General features: G+C 40.8%; 20 protein-coding genes and 1 tRNA gene. 10 read left to right on the top strand and 11 right to left on the bottom strand.

What is annotated here, in order from left to right; translation table 11 throughout:
* The first annotated feature begins 198 nt into the window (after positions 1-198).
* From THEIN_RS04745 to THEIN_RS04735, 3 genes are read left to right on the top strand one after another with little or no spacing between them, the layout of a single operon-like run.
* On the top strand, positions 199-1,833 hold the full coding sequence (locus THEIN_RS04745) for an APC family permease (protein WP_013907550.1): 1,635 nt from the start codon (positions 199-201) through the stop codon (positions 1,831-1,833).
* Positions 1,808-3,172: a TrkH family potassium uptake protein gene (locus tag THEIN_RS04740; protein ID WP_013907549.1), complete on the top strand. Its 1,365-nt coding sequence runs from the start codon at positions 1,808-1,810 to the stop codon at positions 3,170-3,172. The genes THEIN_RS04745 and THEIN_RS04740 overlap by 26 nt, the downstream gene beginning before the upstream one ends.
* 2 nt (positions 3,173-3,174) lie before the next feature.
* On the top strand, positions 3,175-3,834 hold the full coding sequence (locus tag THEIN_RS04735; RefSeq protein ID WP_013907548.1) for a potassium channel family protein: 660 nt from the start codon (positions 3,175-3,177) through the stop codon (positions 3,832-3,834).
* Positions 3,835-4,260: 426 nt separating this feature from the next.
* Here the strand turns inward: THEIN_RS04735 and THEIN_RS04725 are convergent, their stop codons facing one another.
* The 9 genes from THEIN_RS04725 to THEIN_RS04685 all read right to left on the bottom strand — a co-directional run bounded on the left by THEIN_RS04725 (position 4,261) and on the right by THEIN_RS04685 (position 13,228).
* Positions 4,261-4,500, bottom strand: coding sequence for an FmdB family zinc ribbon protein (locus THEIN_RS04725; RefSeq protein WP_013907547.1), 240 nt, complete (start codon positions 4,498-4,500; stop codon positions 4,261-4,263).
* Between the two features lie 3 nt (positions 4,501-4,503).
* Positions 4,504-5,037 (bottom strand): hypothetical protein, encoded by a 534-nt coding sequence (locus tag THEIN_RS11545; RefSeq protein WP_013907546.1) that lies wholly within the window; start codon positions 5,035-5,037, stop codon positions 4,504-4,506.
* A complete protein-coding gene (gene pheA / locus THEIN_RS04715) occupies positions 5,001-6,104 on the bottom strand; it encodes a prephenate dehydratase (RefSeq protein WP_245523087.1) in 1,104 nt (367 codons plus the stop codon). The genes THEIN_RS11545 and pheA overlap by 37 nt, the downstream gene beginning before the upstream one ends.
* A 177-nt stretch (positions 6,105-6,281) precedes the next feature.
* Positions 6,282-6,923, bottom strand: coding sequence for a thermonuclease family protein (locus THEIN_RS04710; protein ID WP_013907544.1), 642 nt, complete (start codon positions 6,921-6,923; stop codon positions 6,282-6,284).
* 100 nt (positions 6,924-7,023) lie between these two features.
* Positions 7,024-7,100, bottom strand: a tRNA-Lys gene (locus tag THEIN_RS04705).
* 44 nt (positions 7,101-7,144) lie between these two features.
* On the bottom strand, positions 7,145-8,824 hold the full coding sequence (locus THEIN_RS04700; RefSeq protein WP_013907543.1) for a LysM peptidoglycan-binding domain-containing protein: 1,680 nt from the start codon (positions 8,822-8,824) through the stop codon (positions 7,145-7,147).
* A gap of 179 nt (positions 8,825-9,003) precedes the next feature.
* A complete protein-coding gene (locus THEIN_RS11540) occupies positions 9,004-11,337 on the bottom strand; it encodes a bacteriohemerythrin (RefSeq protein ID WP_013907542.1) in 2,334 nt (777 codons plus the stop codon).
* A gap of 118 nt (positions 11,338-11,455) precedes the next feature.
* Positions 11,456-11,941 (bottom strand): hypothetical protein, encoded by a 486-nt coding sequence (locus tag THEIN_RS04690; RefSeq protein ID WP_013907541.1) that lies wholly within the window; start codon positions 11,939-11,941, stop codon positions 11,456-11,458.
* A complete protein-coding gene (locus THEIN_RS04685) occupies positions 11,942-13,228 on the bottom strand; it encodes a DUF1015 domain-containing protein (protein ID WP_013907540.1) in 1,287 nt (428 codons plus the stop codon). It abuts the gene before it with no gap.
* A 126-nt stretch (positions 13,229-13,354) separates the two neighbouring features.
* Between THEIN_RS04685 and THEIN_RS04680 the strand changes: the two genes are divergently transcribed.
* Together THEIN_RS04680 and THEIN_RS04675 are read left to right on the top strand one after the other, a co-directional pair.
* On the top strand, positions 13,355-14,029 hold the full coding sequence (locus tag THEIN_RS04680; protein ID WP_041434524.1) for a DUF948 domain-containing protein: 675 nt from the start codon (positions 13,355-13,357) through the stop codon (positions 14,027-14,029).
* Positions 14,026-14,457, top strand: a complete 432-nt coding sequence (locus THEIN_RS04675) for a YtxH domain-containing protein (protein ID WP_013907539.1) — start codon at positions 14,026-14,028, stop codon at positions 14,455-14,457. The genes THEIN_RS04680 and THEIN_RS04675 overlap by 4 nt, the downstream gene beginning before the upstream one ends.
* Here THEIN_RS04675 and THEIN_RS04670 read toward each other — a convergent pair.
* Positions 14,454-15,260, bottom strand: a complete 807-nt coding sequence (locus THEIN_RS04670; RefSeq protein WP_013907538.1) for an NAD(+)/NADH kinase — start codon at positions 15,258-15,260, stop codon at positions 14,454-14,456. The two genes, THEIN_RS04675 and THEIN_RS04670, sit on opposite strands and share 4 nt — an antisense overlap.
* 110 nt (positions 15,261-15,370) lie before the next feature.
* On the opposite strand from THEIN_RS04670, the gene THEIN_RS04665 reads away from it, so the two are divergent.
* The 5 genes from THEIN_RS04665 to THEIN_RS04645 are packed head-to-tail and all read left to right on the top strand — an operon-like array spanning position 15,371 to position 20,348.
* Complete coding sequence (locus THEIN_RS04665; RefSeq protein ID WP_013907537.1) at positions 15,371-16,930, top strand: glutamate synthase-related protein; 1,560 nt, start codon at positions 15,371-15,373, stop codon at positions 16,928-16,930.
* Between the two features lie 2 nt (positions 16,931-16,932).
* A complete protein-coding gene (locus THEIN_RS04660) occupies positions 16,933-18,141 on the top strand; it encodes a class II glutamine amidotransferase (RefSeq protein ID WP_013907536.1) in 1,209 nt (402 codons plus the stop codon).
* A gap of 15 nt (positions 18,142-18,156) precedes the next feature.
* Positions 18,157-18,900, top strand: coding sequence for a GltB/FmdC/FwdC-like GXGXG domain-containing protein (locus tag THEIN_RS04655; RefSeq protein WP_013907535.1), 744 nt, complete (start codon positions 18,157-18,159; stop codon positions 18,898-18,900).
* Positions 18,890-19,939 carry a phosphoribosylformylglycinamidine cyclo-ligase gene (purM, locus tag THEIN_RS04650; RefSeq protein WP_013907534.1) on the top strand — a complete coding sequence of 350 codons (1,050 nt, stop codon included), beginning with the start codon at positions 18,890-18,892 and terminating at the stop codon, positions 19,937-19,939. Before THEIN_RS04655 ends, purM begins: the two co-directional genes overlap by 11 nt.
* A gap of 1 nt (position 19,940) precedes the next feature.
* Positions 19,941-20,348 carry a 2-thiouracil desulfurase family protein gene (locus tag THEIN_RS04645; protein ID WP_013907533.1) on the top strand — a complete coding sequence of 136 codons (408 nt, stop codon included), beginning with the start codon at positions 19,941-19,943 and terminating at the stop codon, positions 20,346-20,348.
* On the opposite strand, the gene THEIN_RS04640 is transcribed toward THEIN_RS04645, so the two are convergent.
* Positions 20,326-20,784, bottom strand: coding sequence for a phosphatidylglycerophosphatase A family protein (locus THEIN_RS04640; protein WP_013907532.1), 459 nt, complete (start codon positions 20,782-20,784; stop codon positions 20,326-20,328). The two genes, THEIN_RS04645 and THEIN_RS04640, sit on opposite strands and share 23 nt — an antisense overlap.
* Positions 20,785-20,804 lie beyond the last annotated feature (20 nt).

Raw genomic sequence — 20,804 nt, 5'->3', positions numbered from 1 at the left:
AGTTTAGCAATAACTTAAATTTTTCGCATCAAATCTAAACTTAAGACGGGCAAATTAAAAGTCCAACAATAAAAAGGGACAGGCAAAACAATTTTTATAGAGCCTAAAAGTTTCAGAAATATAAAAATTGTTTGATTTTACTTGACCCACCTTAATGCGATTCTTAATTCTCAAGATAGACTCTAACAGGAGGCTTTTATGCAAAGTAAAAATATAGGTTTTTGGGAAGCCTACTCCATAGGAGTGGGGGGCATGATAGGGGGCGGCATTTTTGCTGTCCTTGGGCTTACAGTGCTTTTAGCTAAAGGAGCCGCTCCTTTAGCCTTTCTTTTTGCAGGCCTTCTGGCTCTGATAACGGCTTATTCCTATGCCAAACTCTCGGTAAGGTTTCCCAGTGAGGGAGGAACAATAGAATTTGTGGTTCGAGGTTTTGGTTCAGGGTTATTTGCTGCTTGGCTTAATACTCTCCTTCTTGCCAGTTACATTATCATGCTTTCCCTTTATTCGTATGCATTTGGAAGTTACGGTGCCGTGCTTATTGCCGGAGTGGAGACTTTATGGCTTAAAAAATTACTTACCGCTGGAGTAATCATATTTTTTACTATTCTTAATTTACTTGGGGCTTATATTGTCGGGAAGGCCGAAGATTTGATGGTGGCCTTCAAGGTATTAATACTCCTTTTTTTCTCTATTTTGGGATTTTTTACTATAGAGCCTTCAAGGCTTTCACCTGAAACTTATCCCCATGTTTTAAATATTTTGACTGGTGGTCTTATTATCTTTTTGGCCTATGAAGGTTTTGAGCTTATTGCTAACACTGCCCAAGATGTTAGTGACCCTGAAAAAGTATTACCAAAAGCCTTTTACGCTGCGGTCGCTTCTGTAATATGCATTTACGTTTTGGTAGCTATAGTGGCGGTAGGAAATTTAGATCCTGCAGAAGTAGTAAAGGCCAAAGATTACGTATTAGCAGAAGCAGCTAAACCTTTTTTGGGAAAGCTTGGTTTTGTCCTCATCAGCATAGCTGCTCTGGCCTCCACGGCCTCGGCTATTAACGCTACCCTTTATGGAACGGCGAGGGTGAGTTATCTGGTGGCGAAATACGGCGAGCTTCCCCAATTTTTTGCCAGGCGCATTTGGAAAGGCGCTTACGAAGGAGCTATTATTATCTCTGCTTTGACAGTTGTAGCCGCTCTTTCTTTTGATCTAAAAAATATTTCTGTAGCCGGCAGTTTGGGGTTTTTGTTGGTTTTTAGTGCCGTAAATTTTGCCAACTTTCGCCTTTATCGCCAAACCAAAGCTAACCGTTTTCTGGCTGCTCTGGGAGGCATTGGTTGTCTTATTTCCGCTGTGGTGCTTGTAGTTCACAATTTTAAAACTTCGCCTCATGCCCTTTATTCTTCGGCTTGGGTTCTTGGAGGGGCTCTTATCTTTGAGCTTTGTTATCGCCTTATTAGCAAAAGGCGCCTTAAAGACTTTATTGACTGGCGACTAAGAGAAAGAGAAGAATTTTTAGAAGGTGTAGATAGATACATGAACTTGATTTTAGCGGCTGTGAAAAAACATTTTAAAGAGGCCGAAGTTTACTTACTTGATGAAATAGCTGAAGGCTATCGAGAAAGTGCTAATAAACTGCATCTCCTTTTGGCTCTGCCTGAGCCTCTACCCAAAGAGGAAGAACCAAAAATTGAAGAACTTATAAGGGTTACCGCCGGGCTTTCTCCTCACCATCCTTTAAAAATTTCAACAGTTGCTTCTCACGAATTACGGGAGTACCTTCGAGAAAAATCACATAAACTTTTAACCGATGGAATGGAAAAGAATAAATCGTAAACTTGAACGGCATCCAGCCAGGGCTGTAATCTATTCTTTTGCCCTGGCTGATATTATAGGGGCGATTCTTCTCTGGTGCCCTTTTTCTCACGTTAAAACTCTTTCTTTTATAGATGCCCTTTTTACTTCTACGTCAGCTATATGTGTTACTGGACTTACAGTAGTGAATACTGCCCAAGATTTTACTCATCTGGGGCAGTTTATAATCCTTGTCCTTATGCAACTTGGTGGTCTGGGGGTAATGACCTTTTCGGTCTTTATTGCTTTGGGATTCAAAGATTCTTTGAGTTTTTCTAGCAGGCTTTCTTTACAGGAAAGCTTTTTGCCCCACTTTACGCCTGAACCCAGAAAGTTACTTTTTACCATTTTTGCTTATACTTTCATATCTGAAGCTTTAATAGCTTTGGGGCTTTTTTTGTGCTTTTTAGGACACGGTTTAGGGATCAAAGTGTCCTTGGCTCAGGCCATATTTCATGCGGTTTCCGCCTTTTGTAATGCAGGGTTTTCTACTTTCAATGATGGCATGATTGATTTTCAGAAAAGTTATGCCGTTCTCGCCTTAATAGCTTTGGCAATTCTTTTAGGGAATACAGGCTTTCCTATTGTTTACGAACTACTAAGCTTTTTTAAAGAAAAACGCCATAAATTATCATTGCATTTTAAGTTAACTGTTTATACCCATGTGGCTTTAATAATTTTTGGAACCGTGGCGTTTTTATGGTTCGATTCCGCTGGTGCTATGGCTGGGTTGTCCTGGCCTCTTAAAGTTGTTACAGCTGTTTTTCATAGTGTTAGTGCCCGTACGGCAGGTTTTAATTCTATAGATATTGCTCATTTTTCAGAACACAGCATTTATGTATTTTTGATTCTGATGGTTATAGGGGCCTGTCCAGGCTCAACAGGTGGTGGAATAAAGACTACTACGTTTGCTGTTTTGAGTTGTACGGTATGGAGCAGATTAAGGGGGTTCCCTCAAGCCGTGGCCTTTAAAAGGTCAATACCTGTAGATCAAGTAGGTAAAGCCGTAACCCTGGTTTTTATCTACCTGCTGGCCATTATGCTTTTTCATTTTTTTCTTACTTTTACGGAGCCCAACATACCTTTTTATAAGTCCCAGCACGAATTTTTAGGAGCTTTATTTGAAGTGGTTTCTGCCCTAGGAACAGTAGGCTTAAGTACAGGCGTTACTTCTAACTTAAATTTATGGGGGAAAATTTGTATTATTCTTACCATGTTTGTAGGAAGGGTTGGGCTTCTTTCGTTGATTTCTTTTCTTTCGGAAGTGGGCCATGAACCTCGACCGTACCGCTATCCCAAAGAAAGAGTTATGGTGGGTTAGATATGAACAAAAAAGTTATAGTCATAGGTCTTGGGAAATTTGGTTCTAATCTGGCTAAGACATTAGCCATGGAAAAGGTAGAGGTGTTAGGAATAGATAGAAATGAAAAGTTGGTAGAAGACATAAGTCAAGATATTTCTGAGGCCATTGTAGCTGATGCTACACGCAAGGAAGTTCTAAAAAGTATTGGTGTCGAGGAAGCAGATTATGTAGTAGTAGCCATGAGTAATCTGTCGGCCAGTGTTTTAATTGTGCTTTACTTACGGGAGCTTAAAGCCAAATTTATCCTCGCCAAGGCCAATGATGAAGACCATGCTCGTATCTTGAGACTCCTTGGGGCAGACCGTGTCGTAATTCCTGAACAGGACGCTGCTCTTAAAGAAGCTCAAGCCTTAATTACACCCAACATGGTAGATTTTCTACCCTTATTGCCAGAATTTCTTATAGCGAGAATTGATCCGCCAGACGAATTTGTTGGTCATAGCCTTAAGGAACTTGATTTGCGCCGTCGCTACCACGTTTATATTTTGGCTATACGGAAAAAACATACCTCTAAAATTATAATTCTTCCGCCTGCTGAACATGTTATCGAAAAAGACGAAGAACTTTTTGTTCTAGGTAAAAAAGAATATTTAGAGAAACTTTTACCTGATACTGACTAGTAGTATATGTTTAAGAGACCTTTGCAAAATATTTTATTTAAGAGACTGCTTCGTTTTATTTAAGAGACTGCTTCGCCCATACGGGCTCGCAGTGACGGGATGGCCGATGGCTGATGGCAGATGGCCGATGGTAAATAATTCTCTCTTTTCACTTCTCACTTACACTTACGAGGAGGTCCGCTAGGACCGACGAAGTGGCCCAGCCGGGTCATTACGAGGAGGCACGAAGTGCCGACGAAGTAATCTCGGTCCCTAACGTGGGCACAGGAGTCTTAGAGATCGCCACGGCGACTGCGTCGCCTCGCGACAGGGATTGCTTCGCTCCGCTCGCAATGAGTGTGTATCTTGTCTCTTGTCGCCTCTTTAATGAACTTATTAATTAAAGAAAGCGGCCTTTTAGGGCCGCTTTCTTTAATTGAAGGGATATTATTTGGAAGAACTTTCAGACTTTTGGCTCCCTTTTGAGCTTTTACTTTCTTTTTTCTCTTTGCGAGCATAGTCAGTTACATACCAGCCAGAGCCTTTTAATATAAAAGAGCTTTGGCTTACGAGTTTACGGAGTTTACCCTGGCAGGCTTCGCAGGTTGTAAGGGGTTCATCGGTGATTTTTTGCCACACTTCGTAATGACGGCCGCAGTTCTCGCACTCGTATTCATAAATAGGCATTTTTTACACCTCCTTTAGATAAGTTTTATCAAAATGCTTAAGTATTTTTTCTATTTCCTCGTTTTTAATTAAACTCAAGACCTCTTTACTAAGCAAATGTACTTTTTTTTCTTCCTCTAAACGTTCTTTTTCAGGCATCCAAAAACTGGCAGCAAATTTTGTAAACCGTATCATATGTATTAGCTCATGAGTAAAAATATAAAGCAAAAGGGCCCGAAGAGAAGAGGCTCCTAACCCTAGAGATAGAATTTGGTCTTCAGCCAAAACTAGTTTGTAAAAATTCCTACGGCGACGTGGTAAAAAATCTGAAGTTTCTAAAAGAAAGAGCCCCGCTAAGGCTTTTGGAGGTAAACAAAGAAAGTAGTTACTATTTAACAAAACTTCATACTGAAGTTTGCGCCAATCTTTATCCGCAAGGTTAAAATAATCTCCTACTAAATCTTCAGCAAGCGAAGACGCTTCTCCCAAAAGATATTTATCTAGCCTTTCTTTTGAGTTTTTTAGTTTTCCTCTCCAGCTGGGTATGAACCAAGCCATTCTATGCGCACACAGATTTTTGAAATTTCTTCAACACATTCTTTTACCTTTTGGTCTTTTATATGGCCGTCACAATCTAGAAAAAAGAAGTAATGCCATGGTTCGTTCTTTGCTGGCCGGCTTTCAATCTTAGAAAGGTTTATTTGCCGTTTAGCAAAAGAGCTTAAAACTTCAAATAAGGCTCCAGGGCGATCAGAGATACTGAAGAAAAGAGAAGTCTTATCTTTTCCTGTAGGTCCAGGGCTTTCTTTGCCGATAACCCAAAAACGGGTAACATTTCCGTGAAAATCTTCTATGCTGGTAGCCACTGCTTGAAGATGATAAGTACGGGCGGCAAGTGAACTAGCAATAGCTGCTACCGAGGGATCTACGGCTGCCCAGCGGGCGGCAAAGGCCGTGGAAGAAACTTCTTCTACCGGCACTGACGGCAAATTCTTTCTCAACCACTTGCGGCATTGGGCCAAAGCATGGGGATGAGAAATTACCTTTTTAATATCTTCTTTACGACCAGTTTGGTTCAAAAGATCATGACTTACAGGTATAAAAACCTCTCCGCAAACTTTTAGTTTGTAATCTGAAAAGGCATCTAAAGTGGCTGAAACTGTGCCTTCTATAGAGTTTTCAACTGGTACCACACCAAACTTTGTTCTTCCAGATTCTGTTTCTTCAAAGACATCGAGTACTGATTCTTGAGGGAGAAAATTAGCCGCCTGGCCAAAAAATTTAAGGGCCGCCATGTGGCTAAAAGTAGCTTCAGGCCCTAAATAGGCTACTTTTTGTAATTCCTGAGCTGTGCGACAAGTGTGAACAATTTCTAAAAAAATAGCTTTTAAAGAGTTTTCCGGGAAAATTCCTTGGTTCTCTTCAAGAATTTTTTTTATTACCGCACGCTCTCGGTTTAAATCAAGAACCTCTACGCCAAGTTTTCTCTTTAGATGCCCTACTTCTTTAACAATCGAGTAGCGCCTTTTAAGACAATCAAGAATAGTGCGATCAACTCTATCTATCTCTTGGCGTAATTCTTTTAGGCGAGCTTCTATCTCTTTTTTATCCATCCCCACATCCATTTTTATTTAGTTTGTTAAAGATCTTTGCATAATTTAGAACTTTAGTTTGAGATCGCCACTAAGCCGCTTACGCTTAGCAATGACATTCACGGCGATGAGAAAACTTTTAAACACATTTTTACAAAGGTCTTTGTTAATAAATTTACCAAAATAAAAAGAACCAAGCAAAGTTCTCTTTTATCTTTTCCCTGGCCAGGGACGGCACTTACGACATGGACAAAAACCTTCAAAAAAGGCCTCCTTCATAGAGCGAAAAATAACTTTGTTTCGAGGGCTGGTCTTTAATCCAAGCCTACAGCTTGGGCGATGAAAACGCCTTGAGCGTTTGTTGCCAATGTAATAAGGCTCTCCTTCGAAAAGAGAATCAACGCCCCAGATGCCTATTTTTTGGCGCATTGCCTGGCGTTGTACTTCAAGAAGTCGCTCAAAGTACTTTGTATTTGGAGGCATGTAGCAGATAAAAGCTAGCCCTTTTTTGACTAAGGCCTCTTGAACGAAGGTACCATCAGGGAGAAAAACATAGGCCAAAATTCTGCCAAAACGGTCGCGTTTTTCTTCAGCCAGTTCGAGGATAATCTTTTTGCCTTTAACTAGCTTGATATTATATTTCAAGGCTTTCCGCCCAAAAGGTTCTCCCGGTTTGTCTTCATGTGCAATCTCTGGGGCGTTTATCCCTGCGTATCTGACTTTTTGGCCATTTTCTAAAACAATTGTATCACCATCAATAACCCAACGGACATAATGTGTTTCTTTGTGGGCATTGCATCCTAGAGGTAACCAGAAGATGAGAAAACATAAAAAAATGCCGATCTTTTTCATGCGGTTGCTCCCATTAACCAAAGGATTGCTCTATTTTTACTATCACTATGAAGACCATGCACCAGGTAGGATAGATTTCTTATGGGGGCTAGAGAAAAGCTGGTGGGCCGCGGAGGACTCGAACCTCCAACCTATGGATTAAGAGTCCATTGCTCTACCAAATTGAGCTAGCGGCCCAGCGACTAAAAAGTTAACACGTCTTCCATCAATGTCAATTAAAGCTATGAAGAACTATATCGTACAGGTATTTTTAAAATCTGCCCAACTTGAAGACGGTGAGTTTTTAAATTGTTTATTCTCATAATACTTTTTGTACTAGTCTTAAACTTCCGGGCAATAACCCAGAGGCTATCTCCTCTTTTCACTATATAGGTAATTACTTTTTGTTTCTTTCGTTTTGAGGAATAGGCTACATATTTTTTGCCTACAGGTATTTTTAAACGTTGACCAGCTCTTAGACGGCGAGGATTTGATATTCCGTTAATTCTCATAATGGCTACTACGCTGGTTTTATAACGTCTCGCCAAATGAGAAAGAGTTTCTCCTCGTCTTAAACGATAATATACGTAATAAGTCTTCCTAGGCACCCAGGGTTTAATGCTTCCCTTTTCTAAAAGGGCTACTAATTGAGGGCCTTTACCTTTGGGGACTTTTAAAACGTAATTGGCTGGGGTTATCTTATAACGCAATTCAGGATTGTAATCAGCCAGGAGTTTTGCTGAAACACCAATTGCCTTAGCTATATCTTTTAATCGATATTGTTTGTTTACTTTTACTGTTTCATATTTTAAAGGTGGATCTGGTTCAGGCAACTTATTAAAACCGTATTTAGCTGGATCTTTCAGGATATGTAATACTGCCAAAAAACGAGGTACGTATCTAGCTGTTTCGCGAGGCAATTTTTCATAAAGATCCCAGAAATTATCTAGATAATTAATCTTTTGGCGTTTGATTACTCTAAGAACTTTACCCTCTCCGCAGTTGTAAGCAGCTAAAACCGTTGTCCAATCACCAAAGATTTCGTGTAACTCTTTAAGATAGGCTATAGCGGCCTTAGTAGATTTTTCGGGATCAAGGCGTTCATCAATCCACATGTTACGTTTTAAGCCAAATTTATAGCCGGTAGAAGGGATAAATTGCCATAAGCCCAAGGCCCTTGCTCTAGATAAAGCTCTGACTTTAAATCCACTTTCAATTAAAGGGAGCCAGGACAATTCTTCAGGTAACCCAGCTTCTTTTAAGGCTTTTACTATCATAGGACGGTAACGACCTGAGCGCTTATAGGCCTCAAGAAAAAATTTGCGTTCGCTAGTTTGAAACCTTTTGATTTCTGCTTTAACGTAGCGATTCATTACCAAAGGGATTTCTGAGTGAAGACCATTTACTACCGTGTATCTTGAGGCGTATATTTCAAGAATGCGTTTAGCAATCATAAAACGCAAATTTTCTTTTGATTGGGCTAGTTCAGAATCGTCATCTATCTGGAGAATTAACTCATAAGCTTGATCTAAAGCTTGAAGGGCTTCATCGTCTTTACCCTGATTCCAAAGATCTTGAGAAAGGTTGTAGTACTCTAAGGCGGAATCAACTAGATGCTGTATTTTGTCATTTCCCTCTTGAGAACCCTTATCGTAGTCACTTGCTTGCGGCTCTTTATTTTCGGAATTTTCAGATAAATTATTTTTTTCCGTATTGGCATCTACATTTTCGTTTGTGGTAGAACCTGAAAGGTCAGATTTTTGAGCAATTTTAGGAGTATTGTGGCTATTTGTAGAGGTTGATTGGGCTAAATTAGATTTTGGCTTTGGAATATCTGGAGAAATCTGAGAGGTTTTTGTTGAACTACAACCTACAAAAACAAAAAAAATCCATAAAATTAGGACCAGCTTTACTTTATTCATGCCCTTTCCCTTGGGAAAATCTTACAGATAGAGACTAGTAATATTGTCGGCTATGTCAAGTTTTTATTTTTATCGACTTTTATTTCGATTTCATAAAATTTTACAATTTTGGCAAAATTTTGAGGTTGTCTCATGGGAGGGATTAGGCCCTCGAGCCTGAAAACTCGAAGGCCTAACGTCTATCTTAATCCTTTTTCTTTAAGAAAAGGCCCGTATTTTTTATCTGTTACGCAAATGTGGTTACTTAGCCAGTCCTTAAGAAAAGTGAGTAAATCGTAGGCTAGTTTTTCATCTCCTGATTTTATTTTGTGCTTATAGTCAATAACTTTGTCTACTAATTTAGCATGGATTTGTTTGTGAATTTCCGTTTCTGGATAACCATATTTATCGAAGAATTCTTCTTCGGTTTTAAAGTGTTTAGCGGTATAATCAATCAACTCATCTAAAATTTTTTCTAAATTAGCTATGCTAACTTCTTCTTTTAAGCTACGGTAAAGTTCGTTAATCATGTCAACGAGCTTATGATGTTGTTCATCTATAATTTTAATTCCGATTTCAAAAGAAGGCCCCCATTTTATCAATTCGCCTTTTTCTGCAGTTAAATTTTCTCCTGATAGCTGTCTTATGGCCAACCATTTTCCCATAAGGAAGATCATCTTTTCAAAAAGAGGTTCTATACTGTTTCTATAAAAGTTCATGAGATCTTTCTTGTCTTGGGCATCTCTAATTTTTTCTAGAAAGATTTTCGCTTCTTGATGTAATTTTTCGTGAATAGGTTCAAGTTTTCTTATAAGTTCTCGTTCTTCTTGTGTTTCTGGTTGATATTCAGAGAGCAACTTACCTAATATGCAAAGGTGGGCTTCTGTTTCAATCTCTGGCATCTGTCCTTCAAGGATAGCTTGAATAATTCTTTCACGAAATCTGAGGTGTGTTAGTAAAGAAAGTTTTAGTTTGGTTTCTAAGGGAAGAGTCTCAAATAATTCTTTTTCGAGATTGGGATTTGTTTTTACTAAAGAAAGCAGGACTGTTCCTTCTTCCACTATACCTGAAATACATGTATCTATAGTGTCTAAATTTTCTCTTATAGCCTCAAAGCTTTCGGCGTGAGCTAATAGTTCATCGGCCTGGAGATTTACTTTTTCTACGGTACTTACCGCTTCTTGAATGTTATTGTTTAGGTCAGCTATAGTTACGGTTTGTTCCTCACTAGCACTGGCAATGGTATTAGCCAGGTCATTAACACTGGCTACAGTTTCTGAAATTGATTCTACTCCAGCTACGGCCTTTTCCATATCCTGGCGAATGGTATTGATAATTTTCCCAATTTTTTTAGTAGCTTTAGCCGTTTGTCTGGAAAGCTCTTTTATTTCGCCTGCTACTACGGCAAATCCTTTACCTGCTTCTCCGGCCCTGGCGGCTTCAATAGTTGCATTTAAAGCCAGAAGGTTGGTTTGTTCAGCAATATCATTAATTAAACGCGTTACCTCTTCTATTTCTTGAGAACTTTTGGCGAGGGTTTTTATAGTCTCTTTAGCAAAAGCTACGTGTTCGTTAGCCTCACTGGCTTTCATTGCTGTTTCTTGAATACTTTGAGCGATTTCGCGCGCCGCGGTGTTAAGGTCTTCCATGGCGTGGGCAATAGTGGCAATATTTTCAGTGGCTAGCCGTGAAGCCTCTTTTAACTCCTGGGCCATGCGCTCACTGTCATAACCAAATTGCCTTATGGCTCCTCCTGATTGTTCAACAAATTCAGCTGCCGTAGCCAAACTGCGGTTCTGATCACTGAAAGTAGAGAGCTGACTGGCTATATAAGCAATTGCGGCATTAGTTGCCGATGTAATTTCTTCTAATTCTTTTAAAGTCTTCTGTTGATGAATAGATTTTTCGAAATTTCCATTTTTAAGCTCTTGCAAGGCCCAAGAAATTTTTTTTAGAGGTTCAAGCAAAAATTTTCTGGTAATGGCTAAAGTGAAAATAAAAATTGCTAGTCCAAGTCCTAGTAAAAATATAAGAGTTCTTTTGAAAGTAACGGCCTTTTGTTCAGAAAATTTTTCTAAGCTTTTAGTGAGAGAATTAGCTTGAGCCAATAAAGCCTGGTTGTTTTTAGCAACATACTCAAGGATTTGTTGGTTTTTAATTTTATCTTCGCTTAACAAAAGAACATTTCTTTTAAATGGTTTCCATAACGAAACTAACTTTTGAAATTCTTCTCTCACAAAGCTTGGAGTTTTACGAGATATCTCGTCTAGTTCGTTTATTATTTCATCATAGGTTTTTACTGTATTTTGCAAAGAATTTAACCATTTGGGGTCATTAGTATGGGCATACAAAAAACTTTCTTTACTTATTTTTTGAGAAAGCATACGAAGTTTACCACTAATATTTATATAATGAGCATCGTGTTTTTGTTGGGCCAAAAGATAAAAACTAGACAGACTGGCCATTAAAAAGACCAAAAAGACAAGAAATACACTCCCTGGTACTAAAAATTTGGCCGAAAAAAATTTTTTCATAAAAACCTCCCGCAGATTAAGTTCAGAGATATTTTTCGGCAAAGGAATGCAAAAACGTTAGGCCTTAAATTTTTCGGTCTCGGGTTAATGGTTAAAAGTTGAGTGGTTGAGGGAAAATTTAAATAATTTCTTTGATGCGTTCTAACAAAAGAAAAAGATAAAAGGCTTCATTATCTAGGGCTTCTTGTAGTTTTCTTGTTTTCAGGAGGCCAAGGTTTTCTTTTAACTCAGGGCAAATGAAGTTGCGGCAAATAAGGGGCCTTACTTTCAAAACACAGCCATTTTCATCAAGAAAAAAACAGCCAGTAGAAAAACGGCGAGAATTAGGGATGTTAACTCCTAGCAAAAGATTAGCCAGTAAAAGGGCTTCTTCACACTCAAGTTCCATCCCTTCACCACAGCAGGAAATAGAGGATATTCCGCAATCGCGACAAAAAAGAGCTGCTCCGGTTTCTTGCATAACTTTTTGCACATGCCCGAAAGCCTTTTGGTGTTTATCGAGAAGGGACTTTATTTCTGGATCATTTTTTAAAATAGAGCCGTATTCTTGCCACTTATGAGCCACATTAGCCAGTAGTTTGGCTAGGACGTCAGAGCTTTTCACTTAACAGGGAGGCCCTTTTTCAGGGGATATTTCAAAAAGTACTGTGCCCGTTAATATCTTAGGATGAAAGTAAGTAGATTTGTGAGGCATTACTGTACCTGCCTGAGAAACTTCTTCTAAAGCTAAAACAGGGGTCGGAGCTAGTAAAAAGCCAAAAATATTGCCCTTGGCTTTATCCAAAATTTCAGGCACCCACGGAATAAACCGGGCTTTGCCTTGAACTTTAAGCGCGGCTTCGTCAATTTTTAAGGCTTCTTTTATCACCCAAGTAAAAAGAGCAACTGGGAGTTTTGCCACCGATGGGGGAAAAATCTCTTTGGCTTTATCGATTTTTTCTTTCTCTAATTTGAAAATAAAAAGATTTCCATTGTTTACAATTACAAATTCATAAGGTTTAAGCTCAGAAATATAAGCGTTTAGTTTATTTGGTGAGAGAGTTAGCTCAGAAATTTTGCCCCAGCTTTCCAGCTTTTGTTTGATTTCTTCTAGGGACAAAGAAAGAGTTAAAAGACGATGAGTAGGTAGAACCAAGAGACCAGGTTCTTCAAAGGGGCAAAGATACATCATCATGTAGTGAAAACATCGCGGTGGATTAGCACCGTATTTTTCTTCCATTTCTTTCATAAAGCGCAGAGCCGTGGTGTAACGATGATGGCCATCAGCTATATATAAAGGCCCTTTCTCTATAGTTTGCTGGACTAATTCTAGGGCCTCTTTGTCAGTAACCTGGAGAAGTTCATGGGTAAAGCCTTGCGGATCTTTTACCTGATAGAGAAGCTTGGCCTTTTCTTCTAAAGCATTCAAACTTACAAGATTTTTGTCGTGATAAAGGCAAAATATCTGGCTGAATTGGGCCTGAGTAGCTTTTAAAAGCTTAAGACGATCTTCGGTCACTTTATCGAAGGTTTTTTCATGAGGAAGAATTTTTTTTGTCTCCCAAGGAGCCAGGCGTACCAGACTAATAAAACCTTTTCTGGTTATCCGTCTGCCTTCCCATTCAAAATGGAGGTTATAGAGATAAATAGATGGTTTTTTTTCTCGAACAAGTATACCTTCTTGGCGCCAGCGATTCCAAAATTCTTTTGCTCTGGTATAGCGATTTTCATTCTGGTTATCAGAGGAAAATATTTCTCCTAGTTCTAAATGAAAAATGTTATAAGGACTTTTTTTGAGATAATTTTCTTGTTCTTCGGCAGAGACCACATCATAAGGAGGGGCCAAAACATCTTCTAGAGAGACCTTTTCTGTATTATATCGCCAGCCGTAAAAAGGTTTTATCTCGTTCATGACAGCTGCTTAGCTACTATAGCTTTTTGAAATCGTCAACTTTTTCTTGCTTTATATTAAGGTTGGGCTTAACTTAAAACAAACCACCCTGAAGCAACTTATTTTTTCAATGAAGGGGAGGCAAAAATGGATTTGCAGCAAGGGCTTTATCTAGCAGGAATAATCGCCGCGGCTTTTTTTGTTATTTTGGTCGTTTTTTTGTTAAGCCTCGTTTCTCGTTTGAAAAACACTTTAACCGAAGTAGACCGCACCTTATCTGACACTCTTAATATCCTCAGGGATCTTGAGCTAGAAGTAAAACCTGTATTAGTAAATGCTCGGGAAACTCTAGATAGCGTGAATCATTTAGCCAAACGTCTAGACCGTTTGGCTGATGATATGTCTATTTTGCCTCCAGCCATAAAAGAATTATTATCAGAGCTACAAGAAATACTAAAAGATACAGCCTATGAAATAAGAGGAGCGGCTAGCAATATAAAAGAGGCCGTTGGAAAAATTGGCACCTTCTTTGAAAAATCCACTGAGCGAGTAGAAAAAGATCTTCCAAAAGTTATGGAGGAAGTAGAAGCTTTAATCAAAGAATTAAACCAGATTGTAGAAGATATAAAGTTAAAGGTAGAGAAAACCGAAGAGTTATTTAAAGCGGTGGAAGAAACCGGAAAGGCCAGTCGTTTGGTGGCAGAAGTCATATCTAAAAATGTAGCAGAGGCAGCTATAGAGGTAGCTGCTGTGGCCAAAGGCTTACAAGTAGCTTTGAAAACATTTAAAAAGAAATTACCTGCAGGAGGTGAAATATCATGATGGAAGAAAAAAATTTTTCTTTTACTACGGTAGTGGCGTCTTTTTTTATTGGAGGAATAGTAGGAGCAGGTCTTGCTCTTTTTTTAGCCCCTAAGCCAGGCCGAGAAATAAGAGAAGAGCTTAAAGAAACTACCGAAGAACTTCGTGAAAAGGCACGTATGGCCGCTGAAGAGGCCCGCTTGAAGTTGATTACAACCAAAGAAGAACTTGAAGAAAAAGCCGAAGAGGTTAAGTCCGCATTAGAAGAAAAGACCGAGGAAATCAAAGAAGAATTAAAAGAAAAGGCCGAAGAAGTGGTAGTTAAAAGCAAAGAGGTTCTAGAAGAGAAGACAGCTACTTTGCGTGAGGCCATAGAAGCGGGCAAAGAGGCTATGGAAAAAGAAAAAGAGCGCCTTTTAGCTAAGATAAAAAAAGAAGAAACGGCTTAAACTTTAACTTCGGCCCAACCGAGTTTAATTCTTAAAATTTCAAAGTAATCCCGCGTCGGGGAGCGCACTAATTTAAGCGTCCGCGGCGCTTTTTTTATTTGAAGCCTGTCTTCATGCGACAGAATAAAATTAATATAACCATCAATTATTACATGAACCTCTTCGGCTTTATAAAGAAGACTGGCAGATAATTTTTTATCTGCGGGAATAACAATAGGCCTGGCACTTAGCATAAAAGGGCAAATGGGAGTGAGGATAAAATTGTCACTCTGGGGATGAACTATAGGGCCTCCTGCTGAAAGATTGTAGGCGGTAGAGCCTGTAGGGGTGGAGATAATAAGGCCATCTCCATGATAAACGCTTAAAAGTTTTCCATCACAATCAACTTTAATATGAATCATAAGCCCAAGAGGCCCTTTAATGATGGCCACTTCGTTTAAAGATAGATATTTTTTAGGGCCAGAGTAAACCTCTAGAATCAGGCGTTCTTCTATTTCGTAAGTGCCTTTGGCCAGAGATTCAAAAGTTTTACCTGCTTCGTCTTCGGTGATTTCTGTGAGAAAACCGAGTCTTCCGAGGTTTACTCCTAAAAGAGGGACATCAAGCATGTAAGCAGTGGGAGCTGCACGTAAAAGCGTCCCGTCTCCTCCCAATACCACCACCGCTAATATTTGATTTTGGTATTCTGGTTTGAATTCTTCTACTATATCTATTCCGTGGGCCTTAAAAACCCTGTAAAGGGTTTCCTTAAGTTTTTTGGGAATAGAGACCCCTTTTTTGGTGATTAAAAGAATTTTATTCATTCTTTGCTAACCTCAATTTTATGATAGCATAAGAAAAATTTAGATAGAACTTGAATTTTTTAAACAGCTTTTGTAAGTTTGCCAACACACTCGATGATTGGGAGGATACAGTGAACCCCCAAAAAGAAGCAAAAACTAAATCTAAAAAAAAGAAGGTCCAGTTCAGTAAGCTTTATCCAGATTTTTATATAGACCGAGACGGGGATAAGTGCACCAAGTGTAAGCTCTGTATTCGTGAGTGCACATATGAAGCCCACGGGTGGGATGAAAAGAGGGAAACTCTTACAGAAGATCACTCTAAGTGTGTAGGTTGTCATCGCTGTGAGGCCACCTGCCCTACGGGAGCCATTATTATTCGGCATCACCCCACGCAATTTCGCGAGCATGACACCTGGAAGCCGTGGTTTATCAAAAATGTCTATAAGCAAGCGGATACAGGCGGTGTTCTTCTTTCAGCAACAGGTTGTGCCGTACCTTTTCGCAATTATTGGGACCATCTCGTTTTAGATGCCTGTCAGGTTACCAATCCTCCCATAGATCCTTTGCGAGAGCCCATGGAGCTCCGCACTTATATCGGCCCCAAGCCAGATAAATTAGAAGTAGTCCTTGAGGACGGGAAATACTACCTTAAACAAAAACCCGGTCCGTGGATCAAACTTGAAGTGCCCATAATGTTTGCGGCTATGTCTTATGGGGCCATAAGCCTCCATGTTCACCAGGGCCTTGCTCGGGCGGCTAAAGACCTGGGCACCCTTTATAACACCGGTGAAGGTGGGCTTCATGCTTCTCTTTATGAGTACGGTTCAAACACCATAGTCCAATGTGCTTCTGGGCGCTTTGGTTTACATGTAGATTATCTGAATGCAGGTGTAGCTATTGAAATTAAAATAGGCCAGGGGGCTAAACCCGGGATCGGTGGCCATCTTCCTGGCGAAAAAGTTACGGAAGAAATTTCTAAAACTCGTATGATTCCAGTGGGCTCTGATGCCATCTCACCTGCTCCTCACCACGATATTTACTCCATTGAAGACCTGCGCGGCCTAATCTACGCTTTGAAAGAGGCCACTGAGTACAAAAAGCTGGTTTTTGTTAAGATCGCTGCGGTGCATAATGCTCCAGCTATTGCTTCTGGTATTGTACGTGCCGGAGCTGACGCCGTAGTGCTTTGTGGTTTGCGTGGAGGTACTGGTGCGGCTCCTACTATGTTTAGAGACTACGTGGGCATTCCTATAGAATTGGCCCTTGCCGCTGTAGATGAAAGGCTTCGCCAGGAAGGGATACGTCATTGGGCTTCGCTTATTGTTTCTGGGGGTATACGTTGTAGTGCCGATGTGGTAAAGGCTATAGCTCTCGGGGCGGATGCTGTTTACATTGGCACTCCGGCTCTTATTGCCGTAGGTTGTACTATGTGCGGCCGCTGCTTCACCGGCAAATGTCCTTGGGGTATAGCTACCAATAAACCGGAATTAATTAAGCGTCTTGATCCTGATACGGCCTATGAAAAGATATATAATCTGGTTCACGGCTGGGCCCACGAGATTCAAGAGCTTTTAGGGGCCATGGGTTTAAACTCAATAGAGAGCCTGCGAGGCAACCGCGACAAACTGCGGGCCGTAGGCCTTAATGAAGTTGAACTCAGAATCCTGGGTGTAAAACACGCGGGAGAATAAATATGGAGATATTCATTCCTAACAAAGAAATTTCTGGCTGTGGTTTATCTGGAGTTATTAACCGTAAAGGTGAACTAATTAAAGGCGAGGTAATTATCGAGTCCATTTGTTGCCAGATGGAGCGGGGCAATGGCCTGGGAGCAGGGTATGCGGCTTACGGTATTTACCCTGAGTTTGCCGAGCATTATTGCCTGCACGTAATGGCGGACACTAAAAAGGCCTTAAAAGAAGTGGAGGAAGTCTTAGCCCACAAGTGTTACCTGGTCCATCAGGAAAAGATTCCTACTCGTCCCGTGCCAGGAATTACTTCGCCCCCTCGGTTTTACCGATATTTTGTCAAGCCTCGTTATGAAGGGGACCTTCGTGAAATATGTGAAGGCACCCCTGATGAAGATGACTATATGGTTCGTCTGGTGATGAAAATAAACCGCGATATAAGCGGGGCGTATATCATCTCTTCTGGCCGCAATATGGGGGCCTTTAAAGGGGTTGGTTTTCCTGACCAGATAGCAGAGTTTTTTAGACTTGATGAATACTCTGCTTACATCTGGACGGCTCATAACCGTTTCCCTACTAACACTCCAGGATGGTGGGGTGGAGCTCATCCCTTTACCATTCTTGACTGGTCAATTGTTCATAACGGCGAAATTTCTAGTTATGGGACTAACCGTCGCTACTTGGAAATGTTTGGCTACCACTGCACGCTCCTTACTGATACCGAAGTGGTAGCCTATCTTTTGGATCTCCTTATCAGGCGGCACGGCTTACCTATAGAGCTTGCCTGTATGGCTTTAGCTCCTCCTTTCTGGGAAGAGATAGACCGCATGGAAGAACCAGATCGCAGTGTTTGTACGGCTATTCGGGCGGTTTACGGCCCGGCTATGCTCAATGGGCCTTTTGCCATTCTTTTTGCTTATAATGGCGGTCTGGTGGGCTTGAATGATCGGGTGAAATTAAGGCCTTTAGTGGCTGCTAAAAAAGGCGATTTTTATTATATGGCCAGTGAAGAGGCGGCTATAAGGGCCATTTGTCCTGATCCTGATGAAGTTTGGTGCCCTAAGGCTGGTGAACCGGTAATTATAGAACTGGAACCAGATACCATTCCCAATCAACGGAGCTATTTGCGCGGCGAGCCCTTTAAAATTTCAGCTCCGGTTTGTCGTATTCCTTTAGGTGACGAAGAAGAAACCGAAGAAGAGGAAGAGGCTTAAGGTAAGGAGTTTGTTATGGTTTTTGAAATCGATGCCAAAGATTTACATTACCGTGAGTTAAATCAACATATTCGGAAGGCCATTGAGCAAGGGGCAAGCCATATCATCATAAAAAACGTTAACGGTCACCGTTATTTAGCTGCTGGGGTATCCGCTGAAATTGATATTGATGTTTACGGTGTGCCAGGGCATGACTTGGGAGCATTTATGCGGGGTCCTCGGATAAGGGTTCATGGCAACACTCAGGACGGTACAGGAAATACCATGGATGAAGGCAAAATCATCGTGGAGGGCATGGCCGGAGATGTTCTTGGCTATGCAATGCGCGGTGGGAAAATTTTTGTGGCCTCTGACGTTGGATATCGTGTGGGTATCCACATGAAGTCTTATATGGACAAGATTCCCGTGCTGGTAATAGGGGGTAAAGCAGGGGATTTCCTCGGAGAATACATGGCTGGAGGAGTTATAGTCCTCCTTGGTATGAATTCTCGTTATCCTGAGCGGCCTCTCGCAGGCATGTTTTTAGGTACAGGTATGCATGGAGGCATAATTTATGTGCGAGGAAAACTTTCTGAGACACAGATTAGCTCGGTTTTAAAAATCGAGGAGATAGACGAAGAAGATAAAAGCACCCTTGAGAAAATTCTTGCAGAATACGCTCAAGACCTGAATTTTGACCTTGAGGAAATTTGGAAAGAAAAGTTTTTCAAGATAAAACCCAAAACACATCGTCCTTATGGAAAACTTTATGCCTACTAAAGCTAAACGTTACGCAGAAGCCGGAGTTGACATAGAAGCTGCTGACAAGCTGGTCACTAAGATAAAAAAGCTTGCGGCTACTACTTTTCGTCGCGGGGTGTTGACGGAAATTGGCGGTTTTGCCGGGCTTTTCGCTCTTAACACCGATCGGTATAAAAATCCCGTCCTGGTCTCTTCCACTGATGGCGTCGGTACCAAAATCAAAGTGGCCGTGGCAGCCGGAAAGCATCGAGGTATAGGTGTTGACCTTGTGGCCATGTGCGTGAATGATATCATCGTCACGGGTGCAGCACCAATGTTTTTCCTAGATTATTTAGCTTTTGGAAAGATTGACGAAAAAGTAGCTTTAGAGCTTATTGAAGGCATTGCTTCAGGTTGTAAAGAAGCTGACTGTGCCCTTATAGGTGGCGAGACAGCTGAAATGCCCGGTATGTACACCGGAGGAGAGTACGACTGTGTCGGGTTTACCGTAGGAGTAGTTGATCGCGATGAGATTATAGATGGATCTGAAATTGCCGTGGGAGATGTTATCTTGGGGCTTGCCTCCAATGGTCTTCACAGCAACGGCTTTTCATTGGTACGCAGAATTGTTTTTGAAGAATTAAAACTTTCTTTGGATGACATACCTGAAGGCCTTGAAAGACCTCTGGCGGAGGAACTTCTCAGGCCTACTAAAATTTACGTCCGGCAGGTGTTAGGCCTTTTAAAACAAGGCTTTAGGCTTAAAGGGCTTGCTCACATTACCGGGGGTGGTTTTTACGATAACATCCCACGAGTGTTACCTAGGGGGTGCAAGGCGGTTATAAACAAGAATTCTTGGACCCGTCCAGCAATCTTTAATTTCTTGCAAGAAAAAGGGCAAATTCCTGAAGAAGAAATGTTTCAAACTTTTAATTGTGGTATCGGCATGGTGTTGATTGTATCTCCTGAAAAACTTCAAGATATCAAGCTTATTCTCGAAGGTATGAAAGAAAAAGCTTTTGAAATAGGCTATATTGAAGCTAGAAAAGAAGACGAACCTTCAGTGATTATAGGCTAAGATGATTCCTGTTTTGGTCTCCGCCTGTCTATTGGGCCTATCAACCCGCTATGATGGCACTTCTAAAGAATCGGACTTAATCAAAAGCTTGGGCAAAAAGTATTTTTTGATTCCTTTTTGTCCGGAACAGCTTGGTGGATTAACTACTCCTCGGCCAGCAGCGGATCTTTATGGCGGAGACGGCCTGGCTGTGATTGAAGGTAAGGCAAAGGTTATAACCAAAGACGGCCAAGACGTTACCGAAGCTTTTGTACGCGGGGCTTATGAGAGTTTGAAACTGGCTAGACTTTTAAAGATAAAACGGGCTTTTTTAAAAGCTAGGAGTCCTTCGTGTGGATTGAGTCCTTTAATGGGAGTGACCGCAGCTTTATTTAGTCTCGAAGGATTTAAGATAGAAGAAATTGATTGATAAGCTTTAAGCAAAGATGGGCTGCGATTCCCGCTAAAATATCGTCCATCATAATACCAAGCCCACCAGGTAGTTTTTCTCCCAGGCGAACAGGTAAAGGTTTCCAGATATCAAAGAGTCTAAAAAGAAAAAAACCTAGCAATAAGTTAGTTATAGTTGGCGCGAAAAAAACAAGAGCAATCCACTGACCAGCTATCTCGTCAATCACTACTTCAGAAGGATCTTTATTATCTAGCGATTGAATATATTCGTTTGAGGCCCAGATACCAGCTAAAAACAAAATTATGGCTATGAGACTTTGGAAAGCCGGATGCGTAAAGGGACCAATTATGCCCATTAAAGCTACTGCCCCCAGAGAACCCCAGGAGCCAGGAGCCTTTGGCAGATAACCCAGGCCAAAACCAGTAGCTATTAAATGAGCGACTCTTTTTCCCACTTTTTTACTAAATATTTTTT

This window comes from Thermodesulfatator indicus DSM 15286 (genome assembly GCF_000217795.1).
GTDB classification, from domain to species: Bacteria; Desulfobacterota; Thermodesulfobacteria; order Thermodesulfobacteriales; family Thermodesulfatatoraceae; genus Thermodesulfatator; species Thermodesulfatator indicus.
The sequence above is the reverse complement of the archived record's forward strand: the minus strand, read 5'-3'. Positions and strand labels throughout refer to the sequence as shown.

Coding starts and splice junctions, on each gene's coding strand:
- THEIN_RS04745 (WP_013907550.1), top strand. CDS start 199: ATGCAAAGTAAAAATATAGGTTTTTGGGAAGCCTACTCCATAGGAGTG.
- THEIN_RS04740 (WP_013907549.1), top strand. CDS start 1,808: ATGGAATGGAAAAGAATAAATCGTAAACTTGAACGGCATCCAGCCAGG.
- THEIN_RS04735 (WP_013907548.1), top strand. CDS start 3,175: ATGAACAAAAAAGTTATAGTCATAGGTCTTGGGAAATTTGGTTCTAAT.
- THEIN_RS04725 (WP_013907547.1), bottom strand. CDS start 4,500: ATGCCTATTTATGAATACGAGTGCGAGAACTGCGGCCGTCATTACGAA.
- THEIN_RS11545 (WP_013907546.1), bottom strand. CDS start 5,037: ATGGCTTGGTTCATACCCAGCTGGAGAGGAAAACTAAAAAACTCAAAA.
- pheA (WP_245523087.1), bottom strand. CDS start 6,104: ATGGATGTGGGGATGGATAAAAAAGAGATAGAAGCTCGCCTAAAAGAA.
- THEIN_RS04710 (WP_013907544.1), bottom strand. CDS start 6,923: ATGAAAAAGATCGGCATTTTTTTATGTTTTCTCATCTTCTGGTTACCT.
- THEIN_RS04700 (WP_013907543.1), bottom strand. CDS start 8,824: ATGAATAAAGTAAAGCTGGTCCTAATTTTATGGATTTTTTTTGTTTTT.
- THEIN_RS11540 (WP_013907542.1), bottom strand. CDS start 11,337: ATGAAAAAATTTTTTTCGGCCAAATTTTTAGTACCAGGGAGTGTATTT.
- THEIN_RS04685 (WP_013907540.1), bottom strand. CDS start 13,228: ATGAACGAGATAAAACCTTTTTACGGCTGGCGATATAATACAGAAAAG.
- THEIN_RS04680 (WP_041434524.1), top strand. CDS start 13,355: ATGGATTTGCAGCAAGGGCTTTATCTAGCAGGAATAATCGCCGCGGCT.
- THEIN_RS04675 (WP_013907539.1), top strand. CDS start 14,026: ATGATGGAAGAAAAAAATTTTTCTTTTACTACGGTAGTGGCGTCTTTT.
- THEIN_RS04670 (WP_013907538.1), bottom strand. CDS start 15,260: ATGAATAAAATTCTTTTAATCACCAAAAAAGGGGTCTCTATTCCCAAA.
- THEIN_RS04660 (WP_013907536.1), top strand. CDS start 16,933: ATGGAGATATTCATTCCTAACAAAGAAATTTCTGGCTGTGGTTTATCT.
- THEIN_RS04655 (WP_013907535.1), top strand. CDS start 18,157: ATGGTTTTTGAAATCGATGCCAAAGATTTACATTACCGTGAGTTAAAT.
- purM (WP_013907534.1), top strand. CDS start 18,890: ATGCCTACTAAAGCTAAACGTTACGCAGAAGCCGGAGTTGACATAGAA.
- THEIN_RS04645 (WP_013907533.1), top strand. CDS start 19,941: ATGATTCCTGTTTTGGTCTCCGCCTGTCTATTGGGCCTATCAACCCGC.